The sequence below is a fragment of the Pseudomonas pichavaramensis genome (genome assembly GCF_050473265.1).
In the GTDB taxonomy this organism is placed as follows: Bacteria; Pseudomonadota; Gammaproteobacteria; order Pseudomonadales; family Pseudomonadaceae; genus Aquipseudomonas.
In genome coordinates this window covers 299,817-326,311 of record NZ_JBJKFJ010000001.1, presented here as the reverse complement: position 1 = coordinate 326,311, position 26,495 = coordinate 299,817, and the positions used below count along the sequence as shown (strand labels likewise).

General features: G+C 62.7%; 21 protein-coding genes and 1 riboswitch. Of the genes, 13 read left to right on the top strand and 8 right to left on the bottom strand.

Annotated elements, in window-relative coordinates; translation table 11 throughout:
• Positions 1 to 17: 17 nt before the first annotated feature.
• Both ACJRW5_RS01415 and waaA read left to right on the top strand, forming a co-directional pair.
• Complete coding sequence (locus ACJRW5_RS01415; protein WP_484568756.1) at positions 18 to 905, top strand: LysR family transcriptional regulator; 888 nt, start codon at positions 18 to 20, stop codon at positions 903 to 905.
• 43 nt (positions 906 to 948) lie between these two features.
• Positions 949 to 2,229 carry a lipid IV(A) 3-deoxy-D-manno-octulosonic acid transferase gene (waaA, locus tag ACJRW5_RS01410; RefSeq protein WP_484568755.1) on the top strand — a complete coding sequence of 427 codons (1,281 nt, stop codon included), beginning with the start codon at positions 949 to 951 and terminating at the stop codon, positions 2,227 to 2,229.
• A 350-nt stretch (positions 2,230 to 2,579) separates the two neighbouring features.
• On the opposite strand, the gene ACJRW5_RS01405 is transcribed toward waaA, so the two are convergent.
• Positions 2,580 to 4,022: a TolC family outer membrane protein gene (locus ACJRW5_RS01405; RefSeq protein ID WP_484568754.1), complete on the bottom strand. Its 1,443-nt coding sequence runs from the start codon at positions 4,020 to 4,022 to the stop codon at positions 2,580 to 2,582.
• Positions 4,023 to 4,242: 220 nt separating this feature from the next.
• Positions 4,243 to 4,349, top strand: a riboswitch (TPP riboswitch).
• A 96-nt stretch (positions 4,350 to 4,445) separates the two neighbouring features.
• Here ACJRW5_RS01405 and thiC point away from each other — a divergent pair.
• The 10 genes from thiC (at position 4,446) to ACJRW5_RS01355 (ending at position 15,736) form a co-directional block, all read left to right on the top strand.
• Positions 4,446 to 6,329, top strand: coding sequence for a phosphomethylpyrimidine synthase ThiC (gene thiC / locus ACJRW5_RS01400; protein ID WP_484568753.1), 1,884 nt, complete (start codon positions 4,446 to 4,448; stop codon positions 6,327 to 6,329).
• 94 nt (positions 6,330 to 6,423) lie between these two features.
• Positions 6,424 to 7,023: an NUDIX domain-containing protein gene (locus ACJRW5_RS01395; RefSeq protein WP_484568752.1), complete on the top strand. Its 600-nt coding sequence runs from the start codon at positions 6,424 to 6,426 to the stop codon at positions 7,021 to 7,023.
• Entirely contained in the window at positions 7,014 to 7,466 is a 453-nt protein-coding gene (locus ACJRW5_RS01390; protein ID WP_484568751.1) for a DUF1249 domain-containing protein, read from the top strand. Before ACJRW5_RS01395 ends, ACJRW5_RS01390 begins: the two co-directional genes overlap by 10 nt.
• Before the next feature lie 213 nt (positions 7,467 to 7,679).
• Positions 7,680 to 8,495 carry a 3',5'-cyclic-AMP phosphodiesterase gene (gene cpdA / locus ACJRW5_RS01385; RefSeq protein ID WP_484568750.1) on the top strand — a complete coding sequence of 272 codons (816 nt, stop codon included), beginning with the start codon at positions 7,680 to 7,682 and terminating at the stop codon, positions 8,493 to 8,495.
• A 61-nt stretch (positions 8,496 to 8,556) separates the two neighbouring features.
• The gene (locus ACJRW5_RS01380) at positions 8,557 to 9,168 is read left to right on the top strand and encodes a YqiA/YcfP family alpha/beta fold hydrolase (RefSeq protein WP_484568749.1); all 612 of its coding nucleotides are present in this window, start codon (positions 8,557 to 8,559) and stop codon (positions 9,166 to 9,168) included.
• Between the two features lie 15 nt (positions 9,169 to 9,183).
• Positions 9,184 to 11,082, top strand: a complete 1,899-nt coding sequence (gene parE, locus ACJRW5_RS01375; protein WP_484568748.1) for a DNA topoisomerase IV subunit B — start codon at positions 9,184 to 9,186, stop codon at positions 11,080 to 11,082.
• A complete protein-coding gene (locus tag ACJRW5_RS01370; protein WP_484568747.1) occupies positions 11,082 to 12,065 on the top strand; it encodes an esterase-like activity of phytase family protein in 984 nt (327 codons plus the stop codon). The genes parE and ACJRW5_RS01370 overlap by 1 nt, the downstream gene beginning before the upstream one ends.
• Positions 12,062 to 12,586 carry a retropepsin-like aspartic protease family protein gene (locus tag ACJRW5_RS01365; protein ID WP_484568746.1) on the top strand — a complete coding sequence of 175 codons (525 nt, stop codon included), beginning with the start codon at positions 12,062 to 12,064 and terminating at the stop codon, positions 12,584 to 12,586. Before ACJRW5_RS01370 ends, ACJRW5_RS01365 begins: the two co-directional genes overlap by 4 nt.
• A gap of 7 nt (positions 12,587 to 12,593) precedes the next feature.
• Positions 12,594 to 14,843 carry a DNA topoisomerase IV subunit A gene (gene parC, locus ACJRW5_RS01360; protein ID WP_484568745.1) on the top strand — a complete coding sequence of 750 codons (2,250 nt, stop codon included), beginning with the start codon at positions 12,594 to 12,596 and terminating at the stop codon, positions 14,841 to 14,843.
• 173 nt (positions 14,844 to 15,016) lie between these two features.
• Positions 15,017 to 15,736: a PqiC family protein gene (locus ACJRW5_RS01355; protein WP_484568744.1), complete on the top strand. Its 720-nt coding sequence runs from the start codon at positions 15,017 to 15,019 to the stop codon at positions 15,734 to 15,736.
• A 40-nt stretch (positions 15,737 to 15,776) separates the two neighbouring features.
• Here the strand turns inward: ACJRW5_RS01355 and ACJRW5_RS01350 are convergent, their stop codons facing one another.
• From ACJRW5_RS01350 to msbA, 6 genes are all read right to left on the bottom strand, one after another.
• Positions 15,777 to 16,988, bottom strand: a complete 1,212-nt coding sequence (locus ACJRW5_RS01350; RefSeq protein WP_484568743.1) for an acyl-CoA dehydrogenase family protein — start codon at positions 16,986 to 16,988, stop codon at positions 15,777 to 15,779.
• Positions 16,989 to 17,001: 13 nt separating this feature from the next.
• On the bottom strand, positions 17,002 to 18,282 hold the full coding sequence (locus tag ACJRW5_RS01345) for an acyl-CoA dehydrogenase family protein (protein WP_484568742.1): 1,281 nt from the start codon (positions 18,280 to 18,282) through the stop codon (positions 17,002 to 17,004).
• Between the two features lie 143 nt (positions 18,283 to 18,425).
• Entirely contained in the window at positions 18,426 to 19,847 is a 1,422-nt protein-coding gene (hldE, locus tag ACJRW5_RS01340; protein WP_484568741.1) for a bifunctional D-glycero-beta-D-manno-heptose-7-phosphate kinase/D-glycero-beta-D-manno-heptose 1-phosphate adenylyltransferase HldE, read from the bottom strand.
• 60 nt (positions 19,848 to 19,907) lie between these two features.
• Positions 19,908 to 21,290 carry a PIG-L deacetylase family protein gene (locus ACJRW5_RS01335; protein ID WP_484568740.1) on the bottom strand — a complete coding sequence of 461 codons (1,383 nt, stop codon included), beginning with the start codon at positions 21,288 to 21,290 and terminating at the stop codon, positions 19,908 to 19,910.
• Positions 21,291 to 21,294: 4 nt separating this feature from the next.
• On the bottom strand, positions 21,295 to 22,191 hold the full coding sequence (locus ACJRW5_RS01330; protein ID WP_484568739.1) for a GNAT family N-acetyltransferase: 897 nt from the start codon (positions 22,189 to 22,191) through the stop codon (positions 21,295 to 21,297).
• Positions 22,191 to 24,020: a lipid A export permease/ATP-binding protein MsbA gene (msbA, locus tag ACJRW5_RS01325; protein WP_484568738.1), complete on the bottom strand. Its 1,830-nt coding sequence runs from the start codon at positions 24,018 to 24,020 to the stop codon at positions 22,191 to 22,193. The genes ACJRW5_RS01330 and msbA overlap by 1 nt, the downstream gene beginning before the upstream one ends.
• A 204-nt stretch (positions 24,021 to 24,224) precedes the next feature.
• Between msbA and ACJRW5_RS01320 the strand changes: the two genes are divergently transcribed.
• A complete protein-coding gene (locus tag ACJRW5_RS01320) occupies positions 24,225 to 25,103 on the top strand; it encodes a BUD32 family EKC/KEOPS complex subunit (RefSeq protein ID WP_484568737.1) in 879 nt (292 codons plus the stop codon).
• A 30-nt stretch (positions 25,104 to 25,133) separates the two neighbouring features.
• Here the strand turns inward: ACJRW5_RS01320 and ACJRW5_RS01315 are convergent, their stop codons facing one another.
• A complete protein-coding gene (locus ACJRW5_RS01315; protein WP_484568736.1) occupies positions 25,134 to 26,315 on the bottom strand; it encodes an O-antigen ligase family protein in 1,182 nt (393 codons plus the stop codon).
• Positions 26,316 to 26,495: the final 180 nt, after the last annotated feature.

Below are 26,495 nucleotides of genomic sequence, written 5' to 3'. Positions count from 1 at the left end.
ATGCATATAGGTTGACCATGAACTGGAACCTCGATCAGCTTCATCTATTCGTCCGCACAGCCGAAAGCCGCTCGTTTTCTGCAGTAGCGCGGCAGACCGGGCGCGCCCAGTCTGCCGTTAGCACAGCCATATCCCTGCTCGAGAACGACCTTGGCGTGACACTGTTCGAGCGCAGCAGCGGGCGTCAACCACGGCTGACCGAAGCCGGTAGCGCTTTGCTGGAAGAAGCGCGCAGTGTGTTGCAGCAGTGCCAGCGCCTGGATGGCCGCGCACTGGGTCTGGCCCTTGGTCAAGAGGCTCGCCTGCGCCTTGCACAGGATGAGGCCATGCCCTATCAGCCGGTACTGGCCAGTCTGGAGGCACTAGCCGAAGCCTTCCCCCTGCTAGAGGTCCAGCTTGCCAGCGGCGCCCAGGGCGATGTAGCGCGCAAGCTGTTGCAACGCCAGGCTGATCTGGGCTTGCTGTTTCATCACGAGCAGATGCCCGGCGAGCTGGAGAGCCAGCGCCTGGGCACCATCGAAATGGTCACGGTATGCAGCCCGCAACATCCACTGGCCAAACTCGACAGTGTGGAACGCCGCGACCTCGCCGAACACCGCCAATTGTTGATGAGGCCGCAGGACAGTCACTACCCCGGCGGCGAGCAGATCAGTCCGCTGGTATGGCGCGCCGACAGTTTCTACGTGATGGCCGAGCTGGTAACTCGCGGCTTGGGCTGGGCCTGGCTGCCCCGTCATGTGGCGCAATATCCGACCTACCAGGGCCTCATCCAGGAACTGCGCAGCGACTGGGTACCCTTGCCACTGGTGGTGGAGCTGGTCTGTCGCCGCGACGGTGCGCTCGGCCCCGCGGCCAACTGGCTGGCCGACTGCCTGGCGCGCGAACTGTTGCGGCCGCAGACATGACTACCCTTCCAGCGCATGGCTGGCGGCGATAAGCTGCGCGCCCATGAACAGACTCTTCTATACCCTGCTGTTGCACCTGGCTCTGCCCCTGATCGCCCTGCGCCTGGCGCTGCGGGCACGCAAGGCGCCTGCTTACGCCCGTCGTATCAAGGAACGCTTTTCCTTCGCCCTGCCGGTGATGCAGCCCGGCGGCATCTGGGTCCACGCCGTCTCCGTAGGTGAAAGCATTGCCGCCGCGCCGATGATCCGCGCTCTGCAGGCGCGCCATCCCGAACTGCCAATCACCGTGACCTGCATGACCCCGACCGGCTCCGAACGCATCCAGGCCCTGTTCGGCGACAGCGTGCAGCACTGCTACCTGCCTTATGACCTGCCCTGGGCCGCTGCGCGTTTTCTCGATCGCGCGCGACCGCGTCTGGCCGTGGTGATGGAAACCGAGCTGTGGCCAAACCACATTCACCAGTGCGCCAAACGCGGCATCCCGGTGGCACTGGCCAATGCGCGTCTGTCCGAACGTTCCGCGCGTGGCTATGCGCGCTTTGGCAAACTCACCGCACCGATGCTCGCCGAACTGTCGCTGATCGCCGTGCAGACCCAGGCCGAGGCACAACGCTTTGCCGAACTCGGCGCCCGCACGGACTGCGTCGAAGTCACCGGCTCGATCAAGTTCGATTTGAAGATCGACGCAGAACTGCCGCAGCGCGCAGCCGAATTGCGTCACCACTGGCATGCCGAGCAGCGCCCGGTGTGGATTGCCGCCAGCACGCACGCAGGTGAAGACGAGATCGTTCTCGCCGCCCATCGTCAGTTGCTGGTCACTCAGCCCAACGCGCTGCTGATCCTGGTGCCGCGCCACCCCGAGCGCTTCAATTCGGTGTATGAACTGTGCCTGAGCCAGGGCCTGGCGACACGCCGACGCTCCACTGGCGCAGCAGTACAGGACGCCGACCAGATACTGCTTGGCGACACCATGGGCGAACTGTTATTTCTCTACGCGCTGGCGGATATCGCCTTCGTCGGCGGCAGCCTGGTGGCAAACGGCGGGCACAACCTGCTGGAGCCGGCGGCACTGGGCAAGCCGGTTCTAAGCGGCCCGCACCTGTTCAACTTCCTCGAGATCGCCGCGCAACTGCGTGACGCCGGAGCCTTGAGCGAAGTTGACGGCTCCGAGCAACTGGCTGACAGGGTTGCGACTCTGCTCAATGCCCCCGGTGAGATAAGACGTATGAGCGAGGCAGGCCTGGACGTGCTCAAGGCCAACCAAGGCGCTCTGGAACGTTTGCTGGTGGGGCTGGAAAGGCTACTGGCGGGACGTCGTCTGTAGCGCGTCCCGACCTGCGCAACCAAAAGGCTCTGTCCCAATACTGTGTTGGTCGGTGTCGATGTTTTTCGTAGGAGCCGCGCCCCGCGGCGAATGCTGCGCACACCGCCGACTGTGTGCAATGGCTGCAGTTGTTTCGCCCCGAGGCGGGGCTCCTGCATGTATTCGCAGGTGCCCTCAGGTGCTGCGACATGGCCTGCTAACGGCCGCAACAGGCAGTTGGTATAGCCAACAAAAAATCGCCGGGAGCGATTTTTGACGTCGGCGCCACCAACGGCCCGAAGGGTGGCCGTCAGGGATGGTAGGCCACGAAAAAACCGACTCGTGCCGGGCTTTTCGTCGCTGCAAACGCCTCAGAAATCCTGATTGTTCTTCAGGCGTTCTTCGGCGGCCGAGGCCAGATCCGGCGGCAGAAAGTCCTTGTCCGGGTTATAGTCCGGTTTGAGGAAGCTGCCCAGCGCTTCCAGATCAGCCGGGCTGAGGGTGCCGGCCGCCTGCTTCAGGCGCAGGTTGTTGAGGATGTAGTCGTAGCGCGCGTCGTTGTAGTTGCGCACGGCGCTGTACAACTGGCGCTGGGCATCGAGCACGTCGACGATATTGCGCGTGCCGACCTGGTAACCGATTTCGGTGGCCTCCAGCGCGCTCTGGTTGGAAATGATCGACTGGCGACGCGCTTGCACGGTTTCCACATCGGTGTTCACCGCGCGGAACAGGTTACGGGTGTTCTGCACCACCTGACGACGCAGGCTCTCACGCAGTTGCTCGGTCTGCCCCAGACGCTGGTAGGCCTCGCGCACCTGCGAGCTGGTCAGGCCACCGCTGTACAACGGGATATTCAGCTGCAGGCCAATGGAACGCTGCGACACGTCGCCGCTGTAACCGGGCGATAGCGGCGAACCGGAGTTGGTGAACCCAAGGCTGTCGTTGTCACCCTTCTGGTAGCTGGCCACTGCATCCAGAGTCGGCGCATGGCCGGCCTTGCGCTGGCGCAAGGTTTCCTCGGCCGCGTTCACCGCATAGTAACTGGCCTGCAGATTGAGGTTCTGCGCGGCGGCGGTATCGACCCAGGACTTTGCGTCATTCGGCGTCGGCGCCAGCACCGGCAGGGAGTGGACGATCCCTTCGACCGCCACATAGTCGCGGTTGGTCAGGGCCACCAGCGCCTCGAAAGCGTCATCCACCGCGCGCTCGGCGAGCAAACGGTTGGCACGAGCGGTGTCGAAGCCAGCCTGCGCCTCGAGCACATCGGTCTTGTCGGAAAGGCCAACATCGAAACGCTCGTTGGCCTGGTCCAGCTGACGCTTGAATGCCGCCTCTTCAGCTCGGGTCGAAGCCAGGTTGTCCTGGGCACGCAGTACGGCGAAGTAGGTTTCGGCGCTCTGCAGGATCAGGTTCTGCTCGGTGGCAGACAACTCCAGTGCAGCCTGCTCGCTGGTCGCCTCGGCGGCCTGCAACTGGAACCAGCGGTCGGCACGAAACAGCGGTTGGCTGAGGTTGGCCTGATAGACCAGGCCACTGCGCGAGATAGTGGCACTGGGCGAATCGACCTCGGTGCGGGTATCACCGTAGTTGGCCCCAGCAGACAGATTGGGCAGCAATCCAGCCCGCGCCTGCGGCACCACTTCACGGCGCGCCTGATAGTCGGCACGAGCGGCGGCGATGTCAGCGTTATTCTTCGCAGCTTCCTGGTACACGGTCACCAGGTCGGTCTTGCTGGACAGCGGGGCCTCTTCGGCCTGTGCCAGGCCGACCGAAGCGGCGGCCACGGCAAGGGCCAGGGAAAGTCTGCGCAACATGAATGTCGATCCTTGAATAGGCGGTAATCGGCAAGGCTACGGGGCGCGGCTGGCGGGGGTCAAGCGCTCCATTGGTGGCTTGAGTCTAGCTGGCGGCAAGCTATGTTGCTCACCGGGAACAATCCACCACGAGCACCAGCCGCGGTCGATTTCCGACGCGCGGGTCGAATTATTTTGACCCGGCGGTTGGTTTTCCGCATGAGGCTTGATTAGACTGGCCGGGTTCTTGTCGGGGTGCCCCACATGCGGGGCTGAGATTGGCAGCTGCCGGATCCCGTTGAACCTGATCAGGTTAAGGCCTGCGTAGGGAACAAGATGTCCTCGCCAGCACCCGGCGAGTCCTCTCGACACCGCCTATGGTGTATCTCGCGCCCTTCGTCCGCTCAGGTTCCAACTCCGACACCTATCCCGGAGAGAGCCTTGATGAGCACACAACAACAAAAGAATCTGAGCGAAAGCGCCCAGGTCGATCAGCAGTCGGTACAACCCTTCCCGCGTTCGCAAAAAATCTACGTTCAGGGTTCGCGTCCGGACATCCGCGTGCCGATGCGCGAAATCAGCCTGGACGTCACTCCGACCGACTTCGGCGGCGAGATCAACGCCCCGGTCACCGTCTACGACACCTCCGGCCCCTACACCGACCCCAACGTGACCATCGACGTGCGCAAGGGCCTGGCCGACGTGCGCAGCGCCTGGATCGAGGACCGCGGTGATACCGAGAAGCTGCCGGGGTTGTCCTCCGAGTTCGGCAACCGCCGCCTGAACGATGCCGAGCTCTCCGCCATGCGCTTCGCCCACGTGCGCAACCCGCGCCGGGCCAAGGCCGGCCGCAACGTCAGCCAGATGCACTACGCCAAGCAAGGCATCATCACCCCGGAGATGGAGTTCATCGCCATCCGCGAGAACATGAAGCTGGCCGAGGCCCGCGAGGCGGGTCTGCTGGGCGAACAGCACGCTGGCCACAGCTTCGGCGCCAACATCCCGAAAGAGATCACCCCGGAATTCGTGCGCAGCGAAGTCGCCCGCGGCCGCGCCATCATCCCCGCCAACATCAACCACGTGGAGCTGGAGCCGATGATCATCGGCCGCAACTTCCTGGTGAAGATCAACGGCAACATCGGCAACTCGGCGCTGGGCTCCTCAATCGAGGAAGAAGTGGCCAAGCTGACCTGGGGCATCCGCTGGGGTTCGGACACCGTCATGGACCTGTCCACCGGCAAGCACATCCACGAAACCCGCGAGTGGATCATCCGCAATTCGCCGGTACCGATCGGCACCGTGCCGATCTACCAGGCGCTGGAGAAGGTGGGCGGCATCGCCGAGGACCTGACCTGGGAGCTGTTCCGCGACACCCTGATCGAACAGGCCGAGCAAGGCGTGGACTACTTCACCATCCACGCCGGCGTACTGCTGCGCTATGTGCCGCTGACTGCCAAGCGCGTCACCGGCATCGTCAGCCGTGGCGGCTCGATCATGGCCAAGTGGTGCCTGGCGCACCATAAAGAGAACTTCCTCTACACCCACTTCGAAGACATCTGCGAAATCATGAAGGCCTATGACGTCAGCTTCTCGCTGGGCGATGGCCTTCGCCCCGGCTCGATTGCCGACGCCAACGACGCCGCGCAGTTCGGCGAGCTGGAAACCCTCGGCGAGCTGACCAAGATCGCCTGGAAGCACGACGTCCAGTGCATGATCGAGGGTCCCGGCCACGTGCCGATGCAACTGATCAAGGAGAACATGGACAAGCAGCTGGAATGCTGCGACGAGGCGCCGTTCTACACCCTCGGCCCGCTGACCACCGACATCGCCCCGGGCTACGACCACATCACCAGCGGCATCGGCGCGGCGATGATCGGCTGGTTCGGCTGCGCCATGCTCTGCTACGTCACGCCCAAGGAACACCTGGGCCTGCCGAACAAGGATGACGTCAAGACCGGCATCATTACCTACAAGATCGCAGCGCACGCGGCTGACCTGGCAAAGGGGCATCCGGGCGCGCAAATCCGTGACAACGCACTAAGCAAGGCGCGCTTCGAGTTCCGCTGGGAAGACCAGTTCAACCTCGGCCTCGACCCAGACACCGCCCGCGCCTTCCACGACGAGACCCTGCCCAAGGACTCGGCCAAGGTGGCACACTTCTGCTCCATGTGCGGGCCGAAGTTCTGCTCGATGAAGATCACGCAGGAAGTGCGCGACTACGCCAAGGAGCAGCGCATCGAAGCCGTCGATCTGGACGCAGAGCAAGGCATGCAGGCCAAGGCTGCAGAGTTCAAGGCGCAGGGCAGCCAGCTGTATCAGAAGATCTGAGGCTGTCATAGACGCTTGATCTGGCAGCGCTATGCTCGCTAGTGTGACGGGTAACGGGCCGCGGTTTGGCCCGTTACGACCATCTGGAGTACGCATGGACAAAAACGACATCGAAATCCTCGCTCGCGAGGAGTGCTTTCGCGGCTTCTACCGGCTCGACCGGCTCAAGCTGCGTCATCGGCAGTACGCCGGCGGCATGGGCCCGCAACTGACCCGTGAGCTGTTCGTACGCCACGATGCCGTATGCGTGTTGCCCTACGATCCGCAACGCGATGAAGTGGTGCTGATCGAACAGTTTCGCGTCGGCGCCATGGACAAGGCAGCCAATCCCTGGCTGCTGGAGCTGGTTGCCGGCTTGATCGACAAGGCCGAAGAACCCGAGGAGGTCGCCCGCCGCGAAGCGGTCGAAGAAGCGGATCTGATTCTGGGCCCGCTGTGGCCGATCACCCAGTATTTCCCCTCTCCTGGCGGCTCCGACGAGTTCGTCCACCTGTTCCTCGGGCGCTGCGACAGCAGCGGTGCGGGAGGTGTCCACGGTCTGCCTGAAGAAGGCGAGGACATTCGCGTGCATGTGATGCCATTGGAAGACGCCCTGGCCGCCGTGCGCGATGGGCGTATCAACAACGCCGCCAGCATCATCGCGCTGCAATGGCTGGCGCTGAACCGCGACGAAGTCAGAGGCATGTGGTCGTGAACCTGTTGCGCGAGCGCTACCGGGTTGATCTGGTCGAGTTGCAGAGCGCCTGCGAGGCCAACTACGCCCGTCTCATGCGCCTGCTACCACGCATGCGCGAACAGTGCGAAGGTCGCCGTGTCGCCCTGAGCCAGGGCGAACATCTGCTCGGCATACTGGCGCTTGAAGTGCGGGAAAGCTGCCCCTACACCACCACGCTGTGCGTTCGCCAGGAACACAGCCTGCCCTGGTTACCGGTACCGCAGCTCGAGGTACGGGTCTATCACGACGCACGCATGGCCGAGGTAGTCGGTGCCGAGAACGCTCGCCGCCTGCACATTCGCTACCCTTACCCGAACGCAGCCATGCATCAACCAGATGAGAAGAGCCAACTCAACCTGTTCCTTGGCGAATGGCTGAGCCACTGCCTGGCTTGCGGTCATGAGCCTCAGCCAGTGATGTAGAACGCCAGACGCGGCCATCAAGCTTTTTGTCATCAGGCCGATAGGGGTTACGCCGTTTTGTGGCCTGACGCCCATGACGACCCCTAATACCTGCCGCGAAGCGACGCGAAAAACGTTCCCAGCGGTTTTTCTGTGATCTGCGTCCGCTTCCTGGGTTTTCCCTTTATCGCAGCAGCCACCATAATTCACTCGATTGAGCCTTAGGAGACGGTCTTGCCGAGCCTGCCTACCCCTCACCCTGACTCTTCGGTCCTGCTGGTGCAGTTGTCCGACAGCCATCTGTTCGCCGAGGCGGACGGCAAGCTGCTGGGCATGGATACCTGTGACAGCCTGCAGCGCGTGATCGAACGGGTAAAGCAAGAGCAGCCGCAGATCGACCTGATCCTGGCGACAGGCGACTTGTCGCAAGATGGTAGCGAGGCTTCCTACCAGCGCTTTCGTCAGTTGACCGCAGCGATCGACGCCCCTTGTCGCTGGCTGGCCGGCAACCATGATGAAACCCCGCCCATGCAGGCCGTCTGCAAGGACAGCGAACTGCTTGAACCCGTGATCGACGTGGGGGCCTGGCGTATCGTCATGCTCGACTCCTCGATCCCTGGCGCAGTGCCCGGCTTTCTCGCTGACAATCAACTGGAATTGCTGCAGCGCACGCTCGGCGAGGCAACACAACGCCACCACCTGATTTGCCTGCACCATCATCCGGTGTCCATCGGCTGCAAATGGATGGACCCCATCGGCCTGCGCAACCCCGATGCACTGTTCGCCATCCTCGACCGTCATCCGCAGGCGCGCGCGGTACTCTGGGGCCATGTCCATCAGGAGTTCGACCGCCAGCGCAACAATCTGCGCCTGCTCGCCTCCCCCTCCACCTGCGTGCAATTCGCACCCGGCAGCGAAGACTTCCAGGTTGGCAGCGAGGCGCCCGGTTATCGCTGGCTGCGCCTGCATGACGATGGCACTCTGGAGACGGGCGTCTCGCGCGTCACCGGCATTCATTTCGAAGTGGATTACAGCGTCAAGGGTTACTGAAATCCCGCCAATCGGCTTGAGGCTTGCAGCTTGAGGCCCCGGACGAGTAGCCTCCCGCTCCATGACCGCATCCATCCTCTATATCCACGGCCTGAACAGTTCGCCGGCGTCGCTCAAGGCCAGCCAGCTGAGCCGCGCCATGAGCCACCTTGGCCTGGAGCAGCAGCTGCGCGTACCGGCACTGCATCATCACCCGCGCCAGGCCATGGCCCAGCTGCAGGCACTCGTCAGCGAACTGGGCGCCCCCGTGCTGGTCGGCAGTTCTCTGGGCGGCTATTACGCCACCTACCTGGCGGAGCAGCATGGACTCAAGGCATTGCTGATCAACCCGGCCGTAAGACCGCACCTTCGTTTCGACGGCTACCTGGGCCCGCAGAAGAACTATTACAGCGACGAGACCTGGGATCTGACCGAAGATCACGTCAAGGCCCTGGCCGAGTTCGAAGTCACGCCGCCGGTAGATGCAGTTCGCTATCAGATCTGGCTGCAGACCGCTGACGAGACCCTCGACTATCGCGATGCCGAGCGTTACTACCGTCATTGCGCCCTGCGCATCCAAGCCGGTGGCGACCACGGTTTTCAGGGATTCGCCGAGCGTCTTCCGATACTCTTCGCTTTTGCCGGCATTGACGCCACACTCTGGCGCGATATCGACTTTTCCGCATTCAATTGATGAACAAGAGAGCCCATGGCCCAGCAGAACGCCTATAACGCCGATGCCATCGAAGTCCTTTCCGGCCTCGACCCGGTGCGCAAGCGCCCGGGCATGTACACCGACACCACGCGTCCCAACCACCTCGCCCAGGAAGTGATCGACAACAGTGTCGACGAAGCGCTGGCCGGGCATGCCAAGACGATTCAGGTGATCCTGCACGAGGACAACTCGCTGGAGGTGATCGACGACGGCCGCGGCATGCCGGTGGACATCCACCCGGAAGAAGGCGTTCCCGGTGTCGAGCTGATCCTCACCAAGCTGCACGCCGGCGGCAAGTTCAGCAACAAGAACTACCAGTTCTCCGGCGGTCTGCACGGCGTCGGCATCAGCGTGGTCAACGCCCTGTCGACCCGTGTGCTGGTGACCGTCAAACGTGACGGCAGCGAATACCAGATGAGCTTCGCCGACGGTTTCAAGGCCAGCGACCTGCAGGTCATCGGCAGCGTCGGCAAGCGCAACACCGGCACCAGCGTGCACTTCTGGCCGGACGCCAAGTACTTCGACTCGTTCAAGTTCTCGGTCAGCCGCCTCAAGCACGTACTCAAGGCCAAAGCCGTATTGTGCCCGGGGCTGTCCGTCACCTTCGAAGACAAGGCCGCCGGCGACAAGGTCGAGTGGCACTACGAGGACGGCCTGCGCTCCTACCTGGTCGACGCTGTCAGCGAATTCGAACGCCTGCCCGCCGAGCCCTTCTGCGGTACCCTGGCCGGCAACAAGGAAGCGGTGGACTGGGCCCTGCTGTGGCTGCCGGAAGGCGGCGACGCGGTGCAGGAAAGCTACGTCAACCTGATCCCCACCGCGCAGGGTGGTACCCACGTCAACGGCCTGCGTCAGGGCCTGCTGGACGCCATGCGCGAGTTCTGCGAGTTCCGCAACCTGCTGCCGCGCGGGGTCAAGCTGGCCCCGGAAGACGTCTGGGAACGTATCGCCTTCGTCCTGTCGATGAAGATGCAGGACGCGCAGTTCTCCGGCCAGACCAAGGAGCGCCTGTCGTCGCGCGAGGCCGCTGCCTTCGTCTCCGGCGTGGTCAAGGACGCCTTCAGCCTGTGGCTCAACGCCAACCCGGAAACCGGCCTGGCCCTGGCCGAGCTGGCCATCAGCAACGCCGGGCGCCGCCTCAAGGCGGGCAAGAAGGTCGAGCGCAAGAAGATCACCCAGGGTCCGGCACTACCGGGCAAACTGGCCGACTGCGCCGGGCAGAACCCGTTGCGCTGCGAACTGTTCCTGGTCGAGGGTGACTCCGCCGGCGGCAGTGCCAAGCAAGCGCGCGACAAAGAGTTCCAGGCGATCATGCCGCTGCGCGGCAAGATCCTGAACACCTGGGAAGTGGACGGCAGCGAAGTACTGGCCAGCCAGGAAGTGCACGACATCGCCGTGGCCATCGGCATCGACCCGGGCTCAAGCGATCTTTCCGGGCTGCGTTACGGCAAGATCTGCATCCTCGCCGACGCCGACTCCGACGGCCTGCACATCGCCACCCTGCTCTGCGCCCTGTTCGTCCGTCACTTCCGCACTCTGGTCGATGCCGGCCACGTCTACGTGGCGATGCCGCCGCTGTACCGCATCGACCTGGGCAAAGAAATCTTCTACGCACTCGACGACGCCGAGCGCGACGGCATCCTAGACCGCCTGGTAGCCGAGAAGCGCCGCGGCAAGCCGCAGGTCACCCGTTTCAAGGGCCTCGGTGAGATGAACCCGCCCCAGCTGCGCGAAACCACCATGGACCCGAACACCCGGCGCCTGGTGCAGCTGACCCTGGACGACTTCGAGGGCACCCGCGAAATCATGGACATGCTGCTGGCGAAAAAACGCGCCAGCGACCGCAAAAGCTGGCTGGAAACCAAGGGCAACCTGGCCGAGGTTCTGGCCTGATGCGCAACCACCTCCTTGTGCTCAGCCTGCTGGCCGGCGCGGCCAACGCCGAGCCGGTGCTGCTGGAAGAACTGCAGTTGCAGCATGAATATCCGGTGGCAGAGATGCCAAGCGGTCACCTATCCGGCCTGGCGATGTGCGGTGAAGCCCTGTGGGCGGTGTCCGACCGGGATGACGATCGTCTCTATCAATTGCATCAGGAAGACACGCTGCTGCGTGCCGAGGCAGAGACCTTCGTCGCCCCCGAGCCGCCGCAAAGCGCTCTGCCCTGGGGTCTGCGCATGCGCAACTGGGCAGCCGGTCTGGTACGTGGCGGCAAGCTGGACTTCGAAGGCCTGTCGTGCGACACGCAGGGCAATCGCTATCTGGTCAGCGAAACCCATGCAGCGGTTTTGCAGGTTGCCAGCAACGGCAGCAGCCAGTGGCTCAACCTGCCCGGCGCCGTGGTTCGTCAGGCCCGTGCCAGTGGCATGCTGCTGCATTTCAACCAGGGCTTCGAAGGCATTGCCGTCGATCCTGCCGGCGAGCGCCTGTGGCTCGCCGCCGAGCAGCGCCGACGCGGCCTCGCCGTTCTGCATCGACGTGGCACCAGCTGGCGTTGCACCGGCGGGTGCGTACTGAACAGCGAAGGCGGCGAGGAGCCATCTCCCGAAGCACTGGGCGGGCACATGGCCGCACGCGACTTCTCCGGCCTGGCTTATTTCGACGAAAAGCTCTTTACCCTTGAACGTCAATCCCACCGCATCTGCCGGCGCGCGCTGGGCGACGGCGTCACGGAGCTGTGCTGGTCGTTCGCGGCCGAGGCCTTGAGTGAGCCACGTCGCTACGCTCAGGACTACGGCATGGCCGAGGCCCTGTGGATCGACAAGGATGGCGCCTGGATCGGCCTCGACAATGGCCAGCAGGCGCGCGGCGATGGCGAACAACGCCCGATCGTCTGGCGCTTTGCCGCGCCCAAGGGCGGCTGGAGCGAGCGTTCGTGAGCGAACAGGCGCCTGGCCGCCGCGCCGGACGCGTGATGCTGGTGCTCGCCTGGGGTGCCGGCCTGCTGCTGGCCACGCACTTCTTCGGCAACTGGGAAGACAGTCAGCACAACCCGAACCAAGCGCCGCAGTCGGTGCATGGCAACGGCTTCGTCGAAGTCAGCCTGGCCAGCAGCCGCCAGGGCCATTATCTGGTCAACGGCGAAATCGACGGGCAGGAAGTGACCTTTCTGCTCGACACCGGCGCTACCGCCGTGGCCGTTCCCGAAGCCCTGGCGCGCAAGCTCGGCCTGAAGCGCGGCGCGCCGATCACCCTGAGTACCGCCAACGGCCGCAGCACCGGCCATCGCACCCGCCTGGCAACCCTGCGCCTGGGCGATATCGAACTGCGCGACGTCGCGGCACTGATCGCCCCCGGCATGGACGGCGACGAAGTACTGCTGGGCATGAGCGCGCTGCAACAACTCGAATTCAGTCAGAAGGGCGGCACCCTGGTGCTGCGCCAATCAACCTTGCAATGAGGCCCGCATGAGCGAATCCCTCGATTTGAGCCTGGAAGGCGTGGAACGTCGGTCACTCGCCGACTTCACCGAACAGGCTTATCTCAACTACTCCATGTACGTGATCATGGACCGTGCCCTGCCGCATATCGGCGACGGCCTCAAACCCGTGCAGCGGCGCATCGTCTACGCCATGAGCGAACTGGGCCTGGACGCCGACGCCAAGCACAAGAAATCGGCGCGTACCGTCGGCGATGTACTCGGTAAGTTCCACCCACACGGTGACAGTGCCTGCTACGAAGCCATGGTGCTGATGGCGCAGCCGTTCAGCTACCGCTACACCCTGGTCGATGGCCAGGGCAACTGGGGTGCGCCGGACGATCCCAAGTCCTTCGCTGCCATGCGCTACACCGAGGCGCGTCTGTCGCGCTACTCGGAAGTGCTGCTGGCCGAGCTGGGTCAGGGCACCGTCGACTGGGTGCCGAACTTCGACGGCACGCTGAACGAGCCAGCGACGCTGCCAGCACGCCTGCCCAACCTGCTGCTCAACGGCACCACCGGTATCGCCGTGGGCATGGCCACCGACGTGCCGCCGCACAACCTGCGCGAAGTCGCCGCAGCCTGCGTGCGCCTGCTCGACGAGCCAAGCGCCACTGTCGAGCAACTCTGCGAGCATATCCAGGGCCCGGACTTCCCCACCGAAGCGGAAGTCATCACGCCCAAGGCCGACCTGCTGAAGATCTACGAGAGCGGCCGCGGCTCGGTGCGTATGCGCGCCGTGTATCGCGTCGAGGATGGCGACATCGTCGTCACCGCCCTGCCGCACCAGGTGTCCGGTTCCAAGGTGCTGGAGCAGATCGCCGCGCAGATGCAGGCCAAGAAACTGCCGATGGTCGCCGACCTGCGCGACGAGTCCGATCACGAGAACCCCTGCCGTATCGTCATCATTCCGCGCTCCAACCGCGTCGATGCCGACGAGCTGATGACTCACCTGTTCGCCACCACCGATCTGGAGTCGAGCTACCGGGTCAACACCAACGTCATCGGCCTCGACGGCAAGCCGCAGGTCAAGGACCTGCGCACCCTGCTGCGCGAATGGCTGGAATACCGCGTCGGCACCGTGCGCCGTCGCCTGCAGTTCCGCCTGGACAAGGTGGAGAAGCGCCTGCACCTGTTGGAAGGCTTGCTGATCGCCTTCCTCAACCTCGAGGAAGTAATCCGCATCATCCGCAGCGAGGACCATCCCAAGCCGGTGCTGATGGAGACCTTCGGCCTCACAGACGTGCAAGCCGACTACATCCTCGACACCCGCCTGCGTCAGCTGGCCCGTCTGGAAGAAATGAAGATCCGCGGCGAGCAGGACGAGCTGGCCAAGGAGCGCGAGAAGCTGCTGGCCCTGCTCGGCAGCGAAGCCAAGCTGAAGAAGCTGGTGCGCAAGGAGATCATCGAGGACGCCGAGAAGTACGGCGATGACCGCCGCTCGCCAATCGTCGCCCGCGCCGGGGCCAAGGCCCTGTCGGAAACCGAGCTGATGCCCACCGAGCCAGTCACCGTGGTGCTCTCGGAAAAAGGCTGGGTGCGTTGCGCCAAAGGCCACGACATCGACGCCAGCGGCCTGTCCTACAAGGCCGGCGACGGCTTCAAGGCCGCCGCTCCCGGACGCTCGAACCAGTACGCGGTGTTCATCGACTCGACCGGCAGGAGCTATTCGCTCGCGGCCCACAGTCTGCCTTCGGCACGTGGCCAGGGCGAGCCGCTGACCGGCCGCCTGACGCCGCCGCCGGGCGCCAGCTTCGAGTGCGTGATGTTGCCGGAAGACAGCGCCCTGTACGTGATCGCCTCCGACGCCGGCTACGGTTTCGTGGTCAAGGGCGAGGACCTGCAGGCCAAGAACAAGGCCGGCAAGGCCCTGCTGACCCTGCCCAACGGCGCCCGAGTGGTAGTGCCCAAGCCGGTGACCAGCCTGGACAACGACTGGCTGGCCGCGGTGACCACCGAAGGTCGCCTGCTGCTGTTCAAGGTCAGCGACCTGCCGCAGCTGGGTAAAGGCAAGGGCAACAAGATCATCGGCATCCCCGGCGAGCGCGTAGCCAGCCGCGAGGAGTTCCTGACCGATCTCGCTGTGCTGCCAGGTGGCGCCAGTTTGGTTTTGCAGGCCGGGAAGCGTACCCTGACACTCAAAGCCGATGACCTTGAGCACTACAAGGGCGAGCGCGGCCGTCGTGGCAACAAGCTGCCGCGTGGCTTCCAGCGCGTCGACCAGTTGCTGGTGGAGTAGCGTCGGCGCGACATGCCGTTCATTGGTCATATCCGCGCTACCGGCAGGCAGCCAAGGCTGGAGTCGTAGCGCGGTTTGGCGGATGATACGCGCCCTGGGTCATGCGCGAATGACCTCACCTGCATGATATGGGATCGATGTGCAGCTGCCCCAGAAGCAGCTGCCGGGAACGAATGATGACTGTAGTACGCCCCCTGGCCGTGCTTCTGATGACGCTGCTGACCCTGAGTGGTTGCAGCCTACTGCAGCAGAAGCCGGTACCTCTTTACCAGCTGGATAGTGGTAGCGCGGTGACACCGACCAAGGACAACGGTGTCACGGTTCTGGTCGGTCCGATCAGCGTGGCCGACTACCTGCGCCAGCAGAACCTGCTGCAACGCCAGGCTGATGGCAGCCTGGTGGCCGCTCCGGATGCTCGCTGGGCCAGTGGCCTGGCCAACGATATCGACCAGCAGATGTTGCGTCAGCTGGCCTGGCGCCTGGACAGCCAGCGTCTGGTTCTGGCCCCCGCCGCACCGGGTTTCAGTGCCGACGCACAAGTCATGCTGACCATCACCCGCCTCGACTCCGGCCCCACTCAACCAGCCGTACTGGAAGCCCAGTGGCGCCTGCTCGACCGTCGCGGTCAACTGCGCGACAGCCGCCTGATCCGCCTGGAAGAAGCCCACAGTGGTACGCTGGCCGAACAGGTAAAAGCGCAAAGCACGCTGGTGCAGCGCCTGGCCAGCGAACTGGCGGTCGCTATCCAGCCGATCGCCATGACCGGTGACCCGACACCGGAACCGCCGCGCAAAAAAGCGCCCGTAGCCAAGGCCAAGCCGGAAGAACCTGCCGGGCCGAAAATTCCGGTAGCAGAACCGATCAAGATCGATACAGAAGTCTTCCGCTTCTAAACAAAAAGCCCGCAGACGCGGGCTTTTTCTATTTCTTCGCTTACTTCAGCTCACTAGAGCTCTTGCCCAACAGACGCCTGGCAACGATCAACAGTTGGATCTGCTGAGTGCCTTCGAAAATATCCAGGATCTTCGAATCCCGCGCCCACTTCTCCAGAAGTTCGTCCTCGGCATACCCCATGGCGCCAACCAACTCGACACACTTGAGCGTGACCTCGCTGGCCACACGCCCAGCCTTGGCCTTGGCCATCGACGCCTCCTTGGAATTGGGCAACTTGTTGTCGGCCATCCAGGCGGCTTTGAGCGTCAGCAGACGTGCAGCCTCCCATTCGGCCTCCAGACGGTAGAGCGTCGCCTCGGCATGGCCGACGCTGAGCAGCGGCCGCGCATAGTCCAGACGACACCCTGCCTCGCGCAGCAGCGTACGGGTACGCTCAAGCGCGGCCCTGGCCACGCCAACCGCCATGCCTGCGACCAGCGGCCTGGTATTGTCGAAGGTTTCCATGACCCCGGCGAAGCCCTTCTGGACATCGACCTCCGCATTGCCCAGCAGGTTGGCCGCAGGCACGCGACAGTCACTGAAACTGATCGATGCCGTATCCGAGGCCTTGATGCCAAGCTTCTTCTCCAGACGCGTCACCGTCATGCCGGGCGTGCCCTTTTCCACCACGAACGACTTGATGGCCGCTCGCCCCAGGCTGCGATCAAGACTGGCCCAAACCACCACCGCATCGGCACGCTCGCCGGAGGTGACGAAGATCTTCTCGCCATTGATCACGTAATGATCACCGTCCTTCACGGCGGTAGCGCGAATCGCTGCGGAGTCCGAGCCACAACCCGGCTCGGTGATGGCCATCGCGGCCCAGGTCTTGCCCAAGCGTGCCAGCTGCTCGTCATTGGCGACTGCGGCGATAGCCGCGTTGCCCAGCCCCTGGCGCGGCATGGCCAGGAGCAGACCGACATCGCCCCAGCACAGCTCCATCACGCCCAGCAGCGCGGCCATGTTACCGCCATTCTTGACACCCTCCTGCTGCTCGCGCGCCGCGCCACGCTTGCTCGCCGAGCCGGCACCGACAGCGTCGGGCGAGCCCTCGTTCATGCCGTCGAGCAGCGCAGCCAGCATGTCCAGCTCCTTCGGATAGGCATGCTCGGCCTTGTCGTACTTGCGCGAGATTGGTCGCAGATAGCGCGCCGCAACCTGATGGGCCTGTTGCTGCAGGTCCGCGAACTTCTTCGGGGTTTCCAGATTCATGATCAGCTACCTGTCAGAGATGAAGACCGCCGGCGAGCACCGCCAGGCTGCGCAGGTCACGGTACCAGCGCTCGACCGGGTGTTCCTGGGTAAAACCGTGACCGCCGAGCAACTGCACTGCATCGCAACCGATCTTCATCGACTTCTCGGTACAGAGCAGGCGCGCCAGATAGGCTTCGCGGTGAAACGGTCTGCCTCTCTCGGCCAGCGCACAGGCGCGCCACAGCATCAGGCGCATGGATTCGAGCTCGATGGCCATCTCGGCAATCATGAACGCTACGCCCTGGCGATGACTGATCGGCTCACCGAAGGCCTGCCGCTCGTTGCAGTAAGGCACCACGTAATCTAGCGCTGCCTGCGCAGTGCCCACCGCCAGGGCGCAGAACGCCAGCGCCGAATAATCGAGAAAGGCGCGAAAATCAAAATCGGCTGCCGCGAGGCGCTGCCCGACGGGCACCTTGACCGACTTGAACTGGATGCGCGCCAGCCCGCAGGACCTGAGACCCATGGCCGGATCGGCCTGCCGCGTGATGCCCTTGCTGGCCGCGTCGACGAGGAACAACGCCGCTCCGTCGCTGGCCTGCGCCGTCACCAGCAGGCGACTGGCGGACATGCCGCCGAGCACCAGCGCCTTCTCGCCATCGAGCAGGTAATGCTTGCCACGTCGCCGGGCGCGGGTCGCAGGCGCTTGCGGGTCCGCCAGGACGGCCGCTTCGGTCACCGCCAGGGCATGTAGCAAAGCGCCTTCGTCACTGACGAAGGCGGGCAACCACTCGGCCTGCTGCTGTGGAGAACCCCAGCGACGAATGCAGTTGGCCGCTGACAACGGCCCCAGCAACGTGGCCGCCAACGAGAAATCTCCCTGAGCCAGACTCTCGGCAATCAGCGCATTGCTCAGCACGGTGCGCTCGCCGGCCAGGCCGCCCTGCGCTTCACTGACCCCGTAGTGCACCAGCCCCAGCTCGCGGGCCTGATTCAGCAGCGCCGCCGGCACCCGCCCCTCGGCATCGGCCTCGTGAGCGGCCGGGCGCAACACATCCAGCGCGAAGCCCTGCAGCATGTCCACCAACATCTGCTGATCATCGGAGAGCGTCAGGTCGAACAGATCGTCGCCCTGCGGGCGCTCGACACGCGGCTTGCCGGACGCGCGCTGGGCGACCATGCGAAAGCTGGCACGACTGCCGCTGTAGATGAACTTCTCGAAGGGTTTGCGCAAGTTCAGGCGGTCCGGCCAGTCGGCCTGCGCCACCTTGCTCAGCACGCTCAGGGCCTGGCCCTGGACATCGACTTTCATGGCATCTCGCTCCACGCGGGGGATGCCAGCGATGATGCGCCCACCACTGGCAAGCGACTATGACCTTCAAGCCGCGAGCGCACGGCAGTCGGGTCAAACCGGAAGCAGCGTGGGCATGGCTGACGCCAGGCCCACTACCGGCATCACTTGCTGCGAATCTTCTCGACGATGGCCGTGGTGGAGCTGTTCTCCACCAGGCCGAGGACACGGACTTCGCCGCCATAGGCCAGGACGATGTCGGCGCCCACCACCTGGTCGATGCCGTAGTCGCCGCCCTTGACCAGCACGTCCGGCTGCACCTGCCCCAGCAGGCGCTCCGGGGTGTCCTCGCTGAAGCTCACCACCCAATCCACTGCGCCGAGACCGGCGAGCACCGCCATACGCCGGTCGACGGCGTTGATCGGCCGGCCCGGGCCTTTCAGGCGACTGACCGAAGCATCGTCATTGACCGCTACGATCAGACGGTCGCCCTGCGCGCGCGCCTGCTCCAGATAGGTCACGTGGCCAGCATGGAGGATGTCGAAACAGCCGTTGGTGAAGACGATCTTCTCGCCATGGGCCCGCGCGTCCTCGATGGCGATGAGCAACTGATCCAGGCTCAGCACGCCACGCTCGGAGCCTTCCTCACGCTGGACCGCACGGCGCAGCTCTGGAGCGCTGATCGCCGCCGTACCCAGCTTGCCGACGACGATACCCGCGGCGAGATTGGCCAGGGCCACGGCATTCGGCAGCTCTTCACCGGCGGCGATGGACGCCGCCAGGGTGGAAATCACGGTGTCACCCGCACCGGTGACGTCGAATACTTCGCGGGCACGGGCTGGCAGGTGCAGTGGCGCGTGCTCCGGCCGCAACAGAGTCATGCCGTGCTCGCCACGGGTCACCAGCAGGGCGCCCAGTTCCAGTTCGCGCATCAGCTTGGCGCCCTTGCTGACCAGCTCGGCCTCGTCGGCGCAACCACCGACTATGGTCTCGAACTCGTGCAGGTTGGGGGTGATCAGGCTGGCGCCGCGGTAGACGGAGAAATCCTTGCCCTTGGGATCAGCCAACACGGCAATGCCGCGAGCACGCGCCAGCTGGATCAGCGCCTGATGATTCTGCAGTGCGCCCTTGCCGTAGTCCGACAGCACCAGCACCTTGACGCCAGCGAGCAGTTGCTCGACCTCAGCGGCCAGCGCGGCGGAATCGGTGCGGAACAGCTCCTCGAAATCCATGCGCAACAGTTGTTGGTGGCGGCTCATGACGCGCAGCTTGACGATGGTCGGCTGGTCGTCGAGACGCTGGAAATGGGTTTCCACGCCAACGCCGCGCAGGCTGTCGCTGAGGCTGTCGGCGGCTTCATCCACGCCGGTCACGCCGACCAGCAGGGCACGCGAACCGAGCGCCGCGATATTCAGGGCGACGTTGGCAGCGCCACCGGGACGATCCTCGATCTGGTCGACCCGCACCACCGGCACCGGCGCCTCCGGAGAGATCCGTGAGGTACCGCCATGCCAGTAGCGATCGAGCATCACGTCGCCCACCACCAGAACGGCGGCTTGGTCATAGCGGGGCATGGTCAGTTTCATTGCGGCTCCAGAAGGGGAGAAAAACGGAAAAATCATAGCATGACGTACTCGCGGTAACGCTCAGAGCCGGCGCACCCAGAACAGCTCGTGCCGGCGCACTGCCTTGCGGAAGAATTCATCTTCACCGGTGGCGGGCCAGTGACGCCCAGCCAGCACTTGCTGAATCAGACGTCGTAAACGTTTTTTCGGCGGCAGCGCCCCCTGCAGGTCGTGCTGTAATGCCAGCGCCATGGCCTTATCCAGTTGCCGCCCGGCGTCGAGAGTCGGACTCCACAGGCGATCGGCCGGTAGCGCGGTGATCGCCGGCGGCAAGGCAACCCCCTTACCCGCCGGCCCCATCGGCCAGCGGTCGTTGTCATGCAGGTGGTTGGCGTACAGCAACAGGGTCTGCGGCTGCCAGCTGGCCCGCTTGCAGGCTTCGAGCAGCGCGCGCGTGCTGGCGATATGATCGTGATGCGGGTCCAACTCCGGGTGCGGGGAGAGCAGCACCTCGGGGCGGTAATGCTCGATCACCGCGACCAGGTCGGCGATCAGGTTGTCCCAGGTCGGCTGGCCATCGGCATCCGCGGGCAGAGGCAACGGATTGTGCCGACGCACGCTGCGCACGTCGTGCTCACCGGATTCACGCGAGCCGAACGGCAGCTGCGGCTGCTCGGCCATGGCGGGCAGTTGCAAACAGTAGTATCCGAGCTGGACGCAACGCGCCTGCGTAACCCCGCCCCAGAGCGGCGCGGCCAGGCTGCCCCAGGCACGCAGACGCCCCTTCAGGCAAGCCGCTGCAGCCTTGTCCAGTCCCAACCGCTGGAGCCCCTGAGCCTCGATCTCCCCCTGAGTCAGGGTGACGATAGCCGTTTCAGGTGAGCGGCTGTACTGACCAAAAGCAGCCAGCTCGGCGTCGTCAGCATGCGGCGCGATAATCAGCATGCGCTGCGCCGCGTAGTCCGGATTACGCATGGCATACAAACGCAGCTCACCGTCGATATGACAGAAACGCGGCTCGATGCGCAGGTTGTGTGCCTGCTGACCGGAGAGGTTGACGTAGCGCCGCCCTGCCACGCCGCGCTCGAAGTCCTGACGGTCATCGCCGATATGCACGTAGGGATCGAGCCAGCGTCCGAGCCACGTCGCCTTCAGACGCAGTTCGAGCAGCAGAGTGTCGTAGTCCTCGAGATCGGCCTGGACCTGCAACAGCCCCTGCTCGATACGCGCCGGCACACTGAAGCAATCGGCCGGAAACTCATAGTGATAGTCATCACGCGGCGAATAGAACAGATGATCGGCGAACCAGGCCTCATGGGCTATCCAGCCCAAGACCAGCAGCAAGAGTGGCAGCCACCAGGCGACGAAGATCCCCAACAGCGCCAGTGTAAGCAATGCCAGCAGCAGGGCGATGCGTTTATTGCGCCGGTGGCGCATTAGAAGTTGTTGCTTGCGTCCTTTCATTGCCTCACACCTGATAAACCGGCACCCGGTTGCACCAGCGGTCCTTGTATTCGCGATCGGCACGGCCGAAAGAGTAGCGCAGCGGCTTGCCCTGCGCCCGTGCAAGCGTCCATTCAGCTTGCGTATTAACAAAGCTGAGCACGCTGCCGGGGCTGAACTCGCGCTGCTGCGGATCGACCCCGCCGTTGATGTACTCGAGGCTGACCCACTGCGGGGCCTCCACACGATAGAGCACCTGGATCGCCACCGGCTCGTCATTCAGGTAGATCAGCGAACCCGTCATGAACTCGCGCAACAGGCCGAACACCTCAGCCAGATGATCCTTGCCCGTAGCCTCGAACCCCCAGCGGCGCTGGAACAGATCGGCGTAAATGCGCGCCTGCTCCTGCGCCGTCAGCTCCAGCATCGGCCGGATCACGCCGCCCGCCTCCTCCAGCAAACGCTGCTCGCGACGCTGGTTGTAGCGGAACTTCTTGCTGTACTGCTCCGGCTCACGCGCCAGCGCCAGGCCCTCGGCCTGTTCTCTGGCGCCAATAAGCGCGGCGGCATTCAGTTCGGACAGGTAGCGCGCGCGATGGCGCAGCGAAACCTGTGCGCCAGCCGCCAGCGGCAGAATGATTTCGGCATTACCCAGATCGAACAGGCCGCGCTTGCCTCGTTGCTTCAGCACATCCTTGGACAGAGCCAGGTGCCGTCCCCAGGTGGCGATCGCCGCGTGCAACTGGCCATCAACCTGCCAGCCCAGGTAGCGCACGGCAATGCCGGCCAAATCGGCCAGCCGTGCTACCACCTCGGGATGCGTCGCCACGCTACCACCGAAACGCGCCCACGCGTCGGCATAGTCGGCAGCCGAAATCGGCGCCCAGCCCTGTTCACGCCAGAAACGCAGATGACTCAACATCAGGCGTCGTGCTCGTCAGTGGCGACCGCATCGCCCTCTTCGAACTGTTTGGCATGCAGACGCGCGTAATAGCCATTCTGAGCCAGCAGTTCGGCGTGACTGCCACGCTCGACGATCTGCCCCTGATCCATCACCAGGATCAGGTCGGCCTTCTCGATGGTGGTTAGACGGTGCGCGATAACCAGCGTGGTACGGCCCTGCATTACCTGATCCAGCGCGGCCTGGATATGCCGCTCGGACTCGGTATCGAGCGCCGACGTCGCCTCGTCGAGAATCAGCACAGGCGCATCCTTGAGCAGCGCCCGAGCAATGGCCAGGCGCTGACGCTGACCGCCGGAGAGCAGCACACCGTTCTCGCCGACCAGGGTGTCGTAACCCTGGGGCATCTTCTCGATGAACTCGGCGGCATAGGCATCACCCGCTGCCTGACGCACGGACTCCAGCGGCGCACCGGCCAGATCGCCATAGGCGATATTGTTGCGCACGGTATCGTTGAACAGGGTGACGTGCTGGGTCACCAGGGCTATATGGCGGCGCAGGTTACGCAGGGTGTAGTCCTCGACGTCCAGGCCGTCGAGCAGGATTTGTCCCTGCTCATGGTGATAGAAGCGCGGAATCAGGTTGGCCAGGGTCGACTTGCCGCTGCCGGAGCGGCCGACCAGCGCCACCATCTGCCCTGGCTCGGCGACGAAGGAGATGTTGTTCAGCACGGGCTTCTCGGTTCCCGGATAGCTGAAGCTGAGGTCACGCACTTCGAGCCGACCGCTCACGCGCTCACGTGCCTGCGTGCCATGATCGACCTCGGGTTCCTCGTCGAGCTGCTCGAAGATGCTCTCTGCGCCAGCCACACCCTTCTGGATGGTGGAACTGACCTCAGATAGCTGACGGATCGGCTTAGGCAGTAGGCCAGCCAGCGTAATGTAGGCCACAAGATCGCCAGCGGAGGCATCACCGCGCAGCAGCAGAACCAGGAACATCAGAACCGCCATCGCACTGTAGATGACAAGTTGGAGTGACGGCGTGTAAACCGCATTGGTCTTGACCATCTTCAGCTGCTTGAGCTTGTTTTCTTCGCTAGCCCCCAGAAAACGCTCTCTCTCATAATCCTCACCGCCAAAGCTACGCACCACGCGGTAACCCTGAATGCTCTCGGACGTCACATGCGTGACGTCGCCCATGCTGGTCTGGATCTTCTTGCTCTGCTTACGAAATTTCTTGCTGGTGCTGGTTACCATCACACCAATCACCGGCAGGATCGCCACCATGACCAGCGTCAGCTTCCAGTTCATCCACAGCAGCGTGGCAAACAGGAAAATGACCGTCATACCTTCACGCACCACTACCTTGATCGCATCGGTAGCCGCGCCGGTGACCATGGTCACGTTATAGGTGATCCGCGAGATCAGATGACCGGAATTGTGGCTATCGAAGTAACGGTTAGGCAGCGTCAACAGGTTGTTGAATAGCGCCACCCGCAGGTCCTGCACCAACCCCATGGAAACCTTGGCTAGATAGTAGTTACCAAGGAAGGAGCCAACCCCCTGCCACAACGCAATCAGGACAATCAACAGTGGTACGGCCTGCAACAGCTTCAGATGAGCCAGCCAAGGCGCATGTTCGAGCAGCCAGGGTACCCCCGCGAACAGACTGGCCTCAGGGTTGGATAACCCATCGACGAAATACTTGAGGATGTAGCCGAGCATCGGCTGAGTCGAAGCGAAGATCAGAAAACCGGCGATGCTGATGCTGAACAAGCCCCAATAAGGAACCACGTAGCGCAACAATCGCAGATACACCTTCATACTGGATTGCTGGTTGGAATTGGCCATTAGGCTTGCCTCACGCACTGCAAAAATTAGCAAGAGGCAGATTGTACCAGCACAACGCGTTTACACATCCTGATACTCAGAACTTTCGCCCTTGGGCCAGCTGAAGGGGTAAATCGCTGGCGTCAAAATTAAAACGCCATTACTGTACACGCTTTCGTCGGCTCAAGGGCCCAATATCCAAACTGTGCAGAAAGGACAACCGTTGTGATTTCCCACGGATGGAACAGGAAGCATTCAGCGCTATGCAAACGCTTTGAAAATGTCACCTTTTATGTAGCTGACGCCGACGCGGAAGCCGCACTTTGCAACCGGTGGCCGCACATCCGCAATATGCTTTCAGCACGCTGCAAGGCCAGTAAAAAACGTACCACACACACCCTTCACGCGAAGGGGGAAAAACCGCTTTTCGTCAAAAGCTCGACCATCGACAGTATCCCGTCACGCGTTAGAGTCACGTTAGGCCTGAAGCGACGATCAGGGCTTTATGATTGGCCTTTGGAAGAGCTGCGTAATCACGCCAAAGCGCAGAAGCGAACAGATCGGATACCAAGACTTCTTGGCTACGGCCTAGTCCATCAGAGCAACCGGGTCGTCAACGAAGTACTCTTGAAGTACGAGCACCTCACAGACTGGGTAGACGGCCACGAATGGCTGCAGACAAACAGTTCATTTGCGCGCCGCTTTGCAAAGGCCGGTCTAACGCTGATCACACATTTAAACCGCCGAAATATCTACCACCTAGACCTCTGGTGCGGAAATATGATGCTGAAAGACGGAAATCTAGAAGCACTCAAGGCGATTGACCTAGAAAACTGCTTTATTGGTGCCCCCCCCTATGCCAGCGAAACGCTTGGGTACCAGTTCGCCTTGCTTTATCAATACGAACTGCAGGGTTTCATCGAAGAGCACGAATACGATTTTCTAGTAGCTGAGCAGCTCACCAAGATGCCAGAGGTAGAACACTCCGGCTTTCAGACGTTCTACGAACACTTCAAACGCTATGGCGCCCACCGAAAAGAGCGTCATCTAATACCCAAAACAGGGCAAATCGATACTCTCCAACATCAACCTCATCCATGCTGAACCAGTAAACCGCCCTACCAAGAGGATGAATCACTGTATCCCCAAGGTTTCGCCTGAGGCAGGTTTTATCCTCTGTACCGCGAGCGCAAGGGTTAGCCCAATCGGCAACCAAGTTACAAACCACTCAGCTCGCGGACTCCCCCAAAGACTTGCAGCATCGAATTGCAGGGCAACGAAGGAAACCAGAAGGCAGCCTAGCAATAAGCGCCCCTCCGCAACCTTACGTTCACGCCAAGCCACTCTGAACGCCACCAACCAGAGCCCACACCAAAAAAACAACCCTGGCAACCCAAGCTCAATTGCAACATGGGTGAAAGCATTATGAGAATGATCGAAGCCGGCGGGAAAATTTTCAGTATAAACGCGATATCCCGACCCAATACCCAGCCCGAGCCACGGGGTTTCCATAATCATCTGCAGACTGGAAGCAAATATCTCCGGTCGATAGGAGAAACCCCGCTGAAGAATGAACGGCATGAAGAGAACTGAGCCGGCGATGGCCAGAGCACCAGCGCTAAACGCAACCAGCCATGCGACACGCCCACCATTCCATAACGGCATCGACAGTGCAGCCAGCCCCAAGGCAAGCATGGCCCCTCGGCTTTGACCAAAAACGATGAACATCATCAAAAAGACAATGAGCGCAGCCCAAACGCCACGCTGCCATGCGACCCTAGGCATAAACTGCAATCCCCACATAACGGCTAAAGCCATTACGTAAGCGCCAAGAATGGGGTGTCCGGCCTGCCCCATACCAGATAACCGGGCCTGCAGAGGGTGCATATCCTGCACGTAAAAAAGATAGAGACTAACTGGGCATGACAAGGCCAACCCAGCGAAGGCTACTCCCAGCCCCCTCCAAACAAATTCCGGCCGCATCTGAGCCATCAGCAGGAAAAAAACTAGGAAAAGGCATACATAGAAGACTCTCTTGAGCTCCTTCACTGGCTGCTCGGCAGCAGTCCAAGTCAAGCTCAACACTGCCCAACCAATGAACATGCAAAGCAGCGAAATCAACACCTTATTAGCCTGCCATGCCAACACAAAGCGCTTATGCATTAGCAGCCCCCCAGCCAAAGCAGGAAGCCAGAAAAAGGCTACTAGCCCTTGCTGATATAGCTTATTGGTGGGCATCCAGGCGATGCCGATCAGAAACCACAGATATCCAAGGCACAGAGCGCCCACTAACCAAAAACCACGAACACCTGCCATCCCCACTCCACCACGATAGGTTTATCACGCAGCTGCGACCGCACGCAGCACGGCATTCTACATCTAGAAAACTTCGAAGCCCGCAATAAATTCGATGCCTCAAACGCTGGACTGCCGCGACTCACCCATACATGTCAACCTGGCTTATAGGAAAGCAAGCAGCTAAATTAAAGCCGTTCA